The sequence below is a fragment of the Amycolatopsis sp. NPDC059235 genome, assembly GCF_042754125.1.
Classification (GTDB): Bacteria; Actinomycetota; Actinomycetes; order Mycobacteriales; family Pseudonocardiaceae; genus Amycolatopsis; species Amycolatopsis albidoflava.
The window spans coordinates 85004-91368 of record NZ_JBHZAG010000032.1 but is presented as its reverse complement, the minus strand read 5'-3'; the positions used below and the strand labels follow the sequence as shown (position 1 = coordinate 91368).

Annotated in this window: 8 protein-coding genes; 5 read left to right on the top strand and 3 right to left on the bottom strand. The window is 69.5% G+C overall.

Annotated features, from left to right (window positions below; all coding sequences use genetic code 11):
* Nucleotides 1–152: 152 nt before the first annotated feature.
* On the bottom strand, nucleotides 153–641 hold the full coding sequence (locus ACFXI3_RS21960) for a polyadenylate-specific 3'-exoribonuclease AS (RefSeq protein WP_067595152.1): 489 nt from the start codon (nucleotides 639–641) through the stop codon (nucleotides 153–155).
* A gap of 20 nt (nucleotides 642–661) precedes the next feature.
* The gene (locus ACFXI3_RS21955) at nucleotides 662–1423 is read right to left on the bottom strand and encodes a lysophospholipid acyltransferase family protein (RefSeq protein ID WP_344267836.1); all 762 of its coding nucleotides are present in this window, start codon (nucleotides 1421–1423) and stop codon (nucleotides 662–664) included.
* Between the two features lie 219 nt (nucleotides 1424–1642).
* Between ACFXI3_RS21955 and ACFXI3_RS21950 the strand changes: the two genes are divergently transcribed.
* The 4 genes from ACFXI3_RS21950 to ACFXI3_RS21935 are packed head-to-tail and all read left to right on the top strand — an operon-like array spanning nucleotide 1643 to nucleotide 4573.
* Entirely contained in the window at nucleotides 1643–2410 is a 768-nt protein-coding gene (locus ACFXI3_RS21950) for an alpha/beta hydrolase (protein ID WP_378401692.1), read from the top strand.
* A complete protein-coding gene (locus ACFXI3_RS21945; protein ID WP_378401690.1) occupies nucleotides 2407–2949 on the top strand; it encodes a hypothetical protein in 543 nt (180 codons plus the stop codon). The genes ACFXI3_RS21950 and ACFXI3_RS21945 overlap by 4 nt, the downstream gene beginning before the upstream one ends.
* 10 nt (nucleotides 2950–2959) lie before the next feature.
* Entirely contained in the window at nucleotides 2960–4099 is a 1140-nt protein-coding gene (locus ACFXI3_RS21940) for a glutamate--cysteine ligase (protein ID WP_344267840.1), read from the top strand.
* An 18-nt stretch (nucleotides 4100–4117) separates the two neighbouring features.
* Nucleotides 4118–4573 (top strand): YdeI/OmpD-associated family protein, encoded by a 456-nt coding sequence (locus ACFXI3_RS21935; RefSeq protein ID WP_370939020.1) that lies wholly within the window; start codon nucleotides 4118–4120, stop codon nucleotides 4571–4573.
* Here the strand turns inward: ACFXI3_RS21935 and ACFXI3_RS21930 are convergent.
* Nucleotides 4570–5136, bottom strand: a complete 567-nt coding sequence (locus ACFXI3_RS21930) for a TetR/AcrR family transcriptional regulator (protein ID WP_378401688.1) — start codon at nucleotides 5134–5136, stop codon at nucleotides 4570–4572. The two genes, ACFXI3_RS21935 and ACFXI3_RS21930, sit on opposite strands and share 4 nt — an antisense overlap.
* Before the next feature lie 107 nt (nucleotides 5137–5243).
* Between ACFXI3_RS21930 and ACFXI3_RS21925 the strand changes: the two genes are divergently transcribed.
* Nucleotides 5244–6032: an SDR family NAD(P)-dependent oxidoreductase gene (locus tag ACFXI3_RS21925; protein WP_378401686.1), complete on the top strand. Its 789-nt coding sequence runs from the start codon at nucleotides 5244–5246 to the stop codon at nucleotides 6030–6032.
* The last annotated feature ends 333 nt before the right edge of the window (nucleotides 6033–6365 follow it).

Sequence of the window (6365 nt, the reverse complement as noted above, 5' to 3'; positions counted from 1 at the left end):
CACGCACCCCTGGGGTCGGGGGTGGCTTGTCATGGCATCTTTCCCGCCTTGACAAGCACCCCCAGACCGTCAGCACAATCAAACTTCGGGGTGCCCCACGCAACCAACGGACGCAATGTCGCCGCCAGGCGACGAGCCGAAGAGCAGCAGACTCACCGCCTCCGGAACGCCTCCTCGATAACCCCCCACCGCTGCAAGTTATGCCGAGCATCAGCCAACGCGTCATGCTGATCCCCAGGCGCAGCAGGCAACTTAGGCTTCCCCGCATCCTCCCATCGCTGCCGCAGATCCCGGGTAAACCGAGGCAACTGCCGAGGCAACGCAGGCATCGGCCCCCACAACTGCGCCAGCGCCACATGGTCGTAAGCAGCGAACCAAGCCCACAGCTCGATCCCCCCAGGCGGCTTCCCGAAGAACTCCAGCAGATCCGCCCGGATCCGCTCGCGACTCCGCCAAGCCGGATCCGCAGGCGAAGGCAGCTTGGGCAGCACATTCTCCCGCACCCAAGCCCCGGCCCGCCCGGGGTCGAAATCAGTGGACACGGCATAGAACTCGCGTCCGCGCTCGTCAACGACACCGATCGACACCAGGTCAATCGTCACGCCGTCCTCGATAAACTCGGTGTCGTAGAAAAAACGCACCGGGGAACTCTAGTGGGGCGCTACCCGGCCTTGCTCTCCGGCACCCGATCGGCGTCACGACCGCTCGGCTGAACGGGCACCGCGGGCTTCACCCCGGCCGCCTCGGCGGCGAGCAGTTCCTTGGCCTTCGCCGCGTAAATGTCCACGTACTCCTGGCCGGACAGCTCCATCAGCGCGTACATGATCTCGTCGGTGATCGACCGTTCGATGAACCGGTCGCCGGAGAGCCCCTCGTAGCGGGAGAAGTCGAGCGGCTTGCCGAAGCGGATCTCGAGCCGCCGCGGCCACCACATCTTGGAGCCGATCGGGTTGACCTTGTCCGTGCCGACCATCGCCACCGGGACCACCACGCCGCGCGATTCGAGCGCGATCCGGGCGACGCCGGTCTTGCCCTTGTAGAGCCGCCCGTCCGGGGAACGGGTGCCCTCGGGGTAGATGCCGAGCAGGTGCCCGTCCTTGACCAGCCGGATCGCGGTGTCGAGCGCGGCCTGCGCGGCGTTGCCGCCGGAGCGGTCGATGGGGAACTGGCCGACGCCGGTGAAGAACCACTTCTTGAGCAGGCCCTTGAACCCGGGCTCGGTGAAGTACTCCGACTTCGCCGGGAAGGTGACCTTGCGCTTGACCCGCAGCGGCATGAAGAACGAATCCGCGACCGCGAGGTGGTTCCCGGCGAGGATGGCGCCACCCGTCTCGGGGATGTTTTCGGCGCCGACGACCTTGGTGGGCCACAGCGTCTTCAGCAGCGGCCCGATGAAAACCCACTTCATCAGCAAGTACAGCACCGGGTTCCAGTCCTTTCCTGCCCGCGCGGGCCCCGGCAGGCCAGGGTACGGAACAAGCACCGGCCCGCACAACGCGAGAGCGGGCGGTCACCCGGGGGCAGCGACCGATCTCACAGCGGGACCGGAAGGATCCCCGCTTCCGCGAGTGGACCCCACAACCCGGCTTCGGCGTGAGAGCATGGGAGGACTCCACCGCTTCGATTCGGAAGGGCGTTCGTGATGGGCGTGCTCGCCGGCGCGGAACCGTTCTCCCACCCGGGTTCCTCCGGGGCCGGCTTCCTGCTCTGCCACGGATTCACCGCGACGCCCGACGGCATGCGCGCCTGGGGCCAGCACCTGGCCGACGAAGGCTTCGCGGTGCGCTGCCCGCTGCTGCCCGGCCACGGCACGCACTGGCGCGAGGCCAACCGGACGACCTGGCAGGACTGGTACGGATGCGTCCGCGAGGCGCTGCTGGCGCTGCGCGCGGAGTGCGATCAGGTGTTCGTCGGCGGGATGTCGATGGGCGGGACGCTCACCCTCCGCCTCGCCGAGGAATTCGGCTCGGACATCTCCGGCCTCGTGCTGGTCAACCCGTCGGTCACGCGGCTGAGCCTGGACGCCAAGGTGCTGCCGCTGCTGTCGCGGGTGGTCCCGTCGATCCGCGCGATCGGCAACGACATCGCGAAGCCCGGCGAGGTCGAACTGGCCTACCCGCGCACGCCGGTGCGGGCCGCGGCGAGCCTCGCCCGGCTGTGGAAGATCGTGCGCGCCGACCTGGCGAAGGTGACGCAGCCGGTGCTGCTGCTGCACTCGCGGGTCGACCACGTCGTGGAACCCGAGAACTCGCAGATCGTTCTGGACGGCATCTCGAGCACGGACGTGACCGAGGTGGTGCTGGAGAACAGCTTCCACGTCGCGACGCAGGATTACGACGCGGAGCTGATCTTCAGCCGCAGTGTCGACTTCGCCCGGCAGCCGCGGGCGGGACAGGTGGGTGCCGGATGAACCGGGGGAAAGGCGCGGACGGACCCGAGGACGTCGACGCCACGTTCGCCGAGATCGTCGCCGACCTGCGGGCCGAGGGCGTGGGCGTGTTCCTGGACGAGGACCCGTTCTCCACCGCGGGCCCCGCGTCCGCCGAACCCGAGGCGTCCGCCGGAGCCGAACCCGAAGCGGGCAAGGCCAAGCCGAAGCCCGCCGCGGACCCGCCGCCCGCGCCTCCGTCGTCTCCGGAAGGCTGGCGCACCGGAGGCACGGACTGGGACGCCACGATGTTCTCCGCCGACCCGGCCGAGGACGACGAGCACTACGTGCCGCCGGAGCCGCCGCCGCTGCCGCGCTGGCGCAAGGGCGCGTTCATCGTGCTGCTGTTCTTCGTCGTCGGGCTCCTGCTGCTGATCGTGCCGAACCTGATCGGGGTCGGGCCCGCGCTCGCCACGCCGCTCGGCATCCTCTCGCTCGCCACCGGCATCGCGCTGCTCCTGCTGCGTGTGCGCCAGGGCCCGCCGCCCGGCGCGGACCCCAGCAACGGCGCCCAGGTCTGACCGGGCGGGCATGCGGATCGACTTCCAGGCGTCCCGGCGGTCCACCGTCGGCGCGGAATGGGAACTCGCGCTGGTGGACCGGCGCAGCGGCGAACTGCGGTCGGTCGCGGAGGAACTGCTCGCCGCGGTCCGCCCGGAGGGGAAGGCCGAGCACCCCCGGATCAAACAGGAGCTGCTGCTCAACACGATCGAGGTGGTCAGCGGCGTCTGCCGCACGGTCGGCGAGGTGAAACACGACCTCGACGAGGCGCTGGACGAGGTGCACCGGGTCGCCGACCCGCTGGGCGTCGAGCTGTTCTCCGCCGGATCGCACCCGTTTTCCTCGTGGTACCGGCAGAAGGTCACCGACAAGGAGCGCTACGCCAAGCTCATCGACCGCACCCAGTGGTGGGGCAGGCAGATGCTGATCTACGGCGTGCACGTCCACGTCGGGCTCGACCACCGGGACAAGGTGCTGCCGGTGCTCGACGGGCTGTTGCGCTACGCCCCGCACCTGCAGGCGCTGTCCGCGTCCTCGCCGTACTGGTCCGGCGAGGACACCGGGTACGCCTCGAACCGCGCGCTGATGTTCCAGCAGCTGCCGACCGCCGGGCTTCCGTTCCAGTTCCGCGAATGGGCCGAGCTGGAGGGCTACGTCGAGGACATGTTCACCACCGGCGTGATCGACCACTTTTCCGAGATCCGCTGGGACATCCGCCCGGCCCCGCACTTCGGCACCATCGAAATGCGCGTGTGCGACGGGCTGCCGACGCTGCAGGAGGTCGGCGCGATTTCGGCGCTCACGCAGTGCCTGGTGGACGACTTCAGCGCACGCCTCGACAAGGGCGAAACGCTGCCGGTGCTGCCGCCGTGGCACGTCCAGGAGAACAAGTGGCGCGCCGCGCGCTACGGCCTCGACGCGATCGTCATCCTCGACGCCGCCGGCCGCGAACGCCTCGTCACCGAAGATCTCGCCGAGCTCCTGGACCGGCTGGAACCGGTCGCCCGGCGGCTGGACTGCGTCCGCGAACTGCGCGACGTCGAGAACATTCTCCGGGTCGGCGCGAGCTATCAGCGGCAGCGGGCGGTCGCGAAGCAGTACAACGGATCTTTGAAGGCCGTGGTCGCCGCGCTGGTCACCGAGATGCGAGACGGCGTCCCGCACGCTTAGCTGGTCTGGGAGGCAGCGATGTCGCATACGTTCAGCACGCTCGTCGAGCTCAACGGCAAAACCGCCACCGGTTTCCGGGTCCCGGCCGAGGTCGTCGAGGCGCTCGGCCAGGGACGGCGGCCGAAGGTCCGGGTGCGGATCGGCCCGCACACCTACCGCAGCACGGTCGCGGTCTACTCCGGCGAGTTCATGCTGCCGCTCAGCGCGGCGAACCGGGAGGCGGCGGGGGTCGCGGCCGGGGAGACGGTCGAGGTCACGCTCGAAGCGGACCTCGCCGAGCGGACGGTCGAGATGCCGGACGATCTGGCTGCCGCGCTGGCTGACCGGAAGGGTGCGCGGGCCGCGTTCGACAAGCTTTCCTTTACCGCGCAACGGGAACGCGCCGAAGCCGTTACTTCCGCCAAGCGCGCGGAGACCCGGGAGCGGCGGATCGCGAAGATCGTCGCCGAACTCGCCGGGGACGGGCTGCCCTAGCCCACCGTCACCCCTGGCCTGCCGAACCCGCCCAGCACCGTGTCGACGACTCGGGTCGCCAGCACGTCGGGGTCGGCGGAGTCTTGGTCCTGCGCCGCTTCGTGGATGAGCGCGCAGTACACGCGGCGCGCCCAGACCAGGTCGACGCCCGGTCGCAGCGTGCCGCTTTCCTCCAGCCGCTGGAAGAAGACGTCGCACTGGGCGACGACGTCCGGGGTCAGGACGCCGTCTTCCTGCGGGTGCGCGTTCATCGCGAACCCCCACCGGAGCTTGACGCCCAGCACCTTCGCGGTCACCTGGTACAGCGCGACCAGCGGCGGCGTGACGTCGGGCCGGACGCTGGCGAGCGCGTCGTGGAACTGCTGCGTCGCCCAGAGCGTCATGGCGTCCACCAACGCTTCGCGGCTGGCGAACCGGCGGTGCACCGTCGTTCGCGAGACGCCCGCCGCTTCCGCGATCTGCTCCATCGTCGCCGCCGGGTTGTCGCTGAGCACCCGTTCGGCGGCCTCGAGGATCGCCTGAGCCGTCCGTTCCGAGTCCGCGCGCAGGGCCCGTTTCTCCATGGTGCCCAGTTTACGCCATGGTTGCCACTCAGTTCTTAGTTGCGACACCTGTGTTGCAACTGCTAGCTTAGATGCATCGGACCTGACCCGACTTTGGGGGTTTTCGGATGGACATGCAGTTGGCCGGCAAGACCGCGGTGGTCACCGGAGCGAGCCGGGGAATCGGACTGGCCACGGTCTCCGCGTTGCTCGGCGAAGGGATGCGAGTGGTGGCCGCGGCCCGGACGATCACGCCGGAACTGAAGGAAACCGGCGCGGTGCCGGTGGCGATGGACCTGTCCACTCCAGACGGCCCTGGCCGGTTGATCGAACAAGCCGTCGCCGAGCTAGGCGGCTTGGACGTCCTGGTGAACAACGTCGGCGGCGGAGACAGCAGCGAAGGACAGGCCAGCGGTTTCCTGTCGCTCACTGATCAACAGTGGACGGACATGGTGGAGCTGAATTTCCTTGCCGCGGTACGGGCTTCTCGCGCGGCTATGCCGCACCTGATCGAACGCCGAGGCGCGATCGTCACGGTCTCCTCGAACGGTGCGCGGATCCCGCATTCGGGCCCGATCGCTTACACCGCCGCGAAAGCCGCGCTGACCGCGTTCGGGAAGGCACTGTCGGAGGAATTCGGGCCACAGGGCGTACGAGTCAACACGGTCTCGCCCGGGCCGGTTCGTACCGCGCTGTGGGAGGGGCCGGAGAGCTACGGCGCCGAACTGGCTTCGTCAATGGGAATGTCGCACGGGGACTTGCTGGCCGCGGTCCCGGCGGGCGCCGGGATGCTGACCGGCCGGTTCGTCGAACCGGCAGAGGTGGCCACGCTGATCACGTACCTCGCGTCGCCGCTGGCCGCGAGCACCACCGGGACGGACCACCTGATCGACGCCGGGGCGGTGAAGACCGTGTGACGGCTGATCCGCCGAGGCCGGTTGCTCCACGACGACCTGGCTCAGCGGGGCAGACCTGGGCTCGGTGAGGTGTCGCGCGCTCCGTGTGCAAGAGCGGACCTGGGCTCGGCGGGGCACCGCGCGCTCCGCACGCAAGAGCAGGCCCGGGCTCGGCGAGGCACCGCGCGTTCCGCGTGCAGGAGCCGACCTGGGCTCGACGGGGCACCGCACGCCCCACACACAACAGCAGACCTGCGCTCCGCGAGGCACCGCACGCTCCGCGTGCAGAGGTGGAGCAGCATGATCGCGCGGCTTGCCTGGTTGGTCTAACTCCGGCAGCGAGGGTTTCCACCC

What these genes read in the sequence shown, in the direction of transcription:
- ACFXI3_RS21950 (WP_378401692.1), top strand. Translation starts at nt 1,643, where the DNA reads ATGGGCGTGCTCGCCGGCGCGGAACCGTTCTCCCACCCGGGTTCCTCC.
- ACFXI3_RS21945 (WP_378401690.1), top strand. Translation starts at nt 2,407, where the DNA reads ATGAACCGGGGGAAAGGCGCGGACGGACCCGAGGACGTCGACGCCACG.
- ACFXI3_RS21940 (WP_344267840.1), top strand. Translation starts at nt 2,960, where the DNA reads ATGCGGATCGACTTCCAGGCGTCCCGGCGGTCCACCGTCGGCGCGGAA.
- ACFXI3_RS21935 (WP_370939020.1), top strand. Translation starts at nt 4,118, where the DNA reads ATGTCGCATACGTTCAGCACGCTCGTCGAGCTCAACGGCAAAACCGCC.
- ACFXI3_RS21930 (WP_378401688.1), bottom strand. Translation starts at nt 5,136, where the DNA reads ATGGAGAAACGGGCCCTGCGCGCGGACTCGGAACGGACGGCTCAGGCG.
- ACFXI3_RS21925 (WP_378401686.1), top strand. Translation starts at nt 5,244, where the DNA reads ATGGACATGCAGTTGGCCGGCAAGACCGCGGTGGTCACCGGAGCGAGC.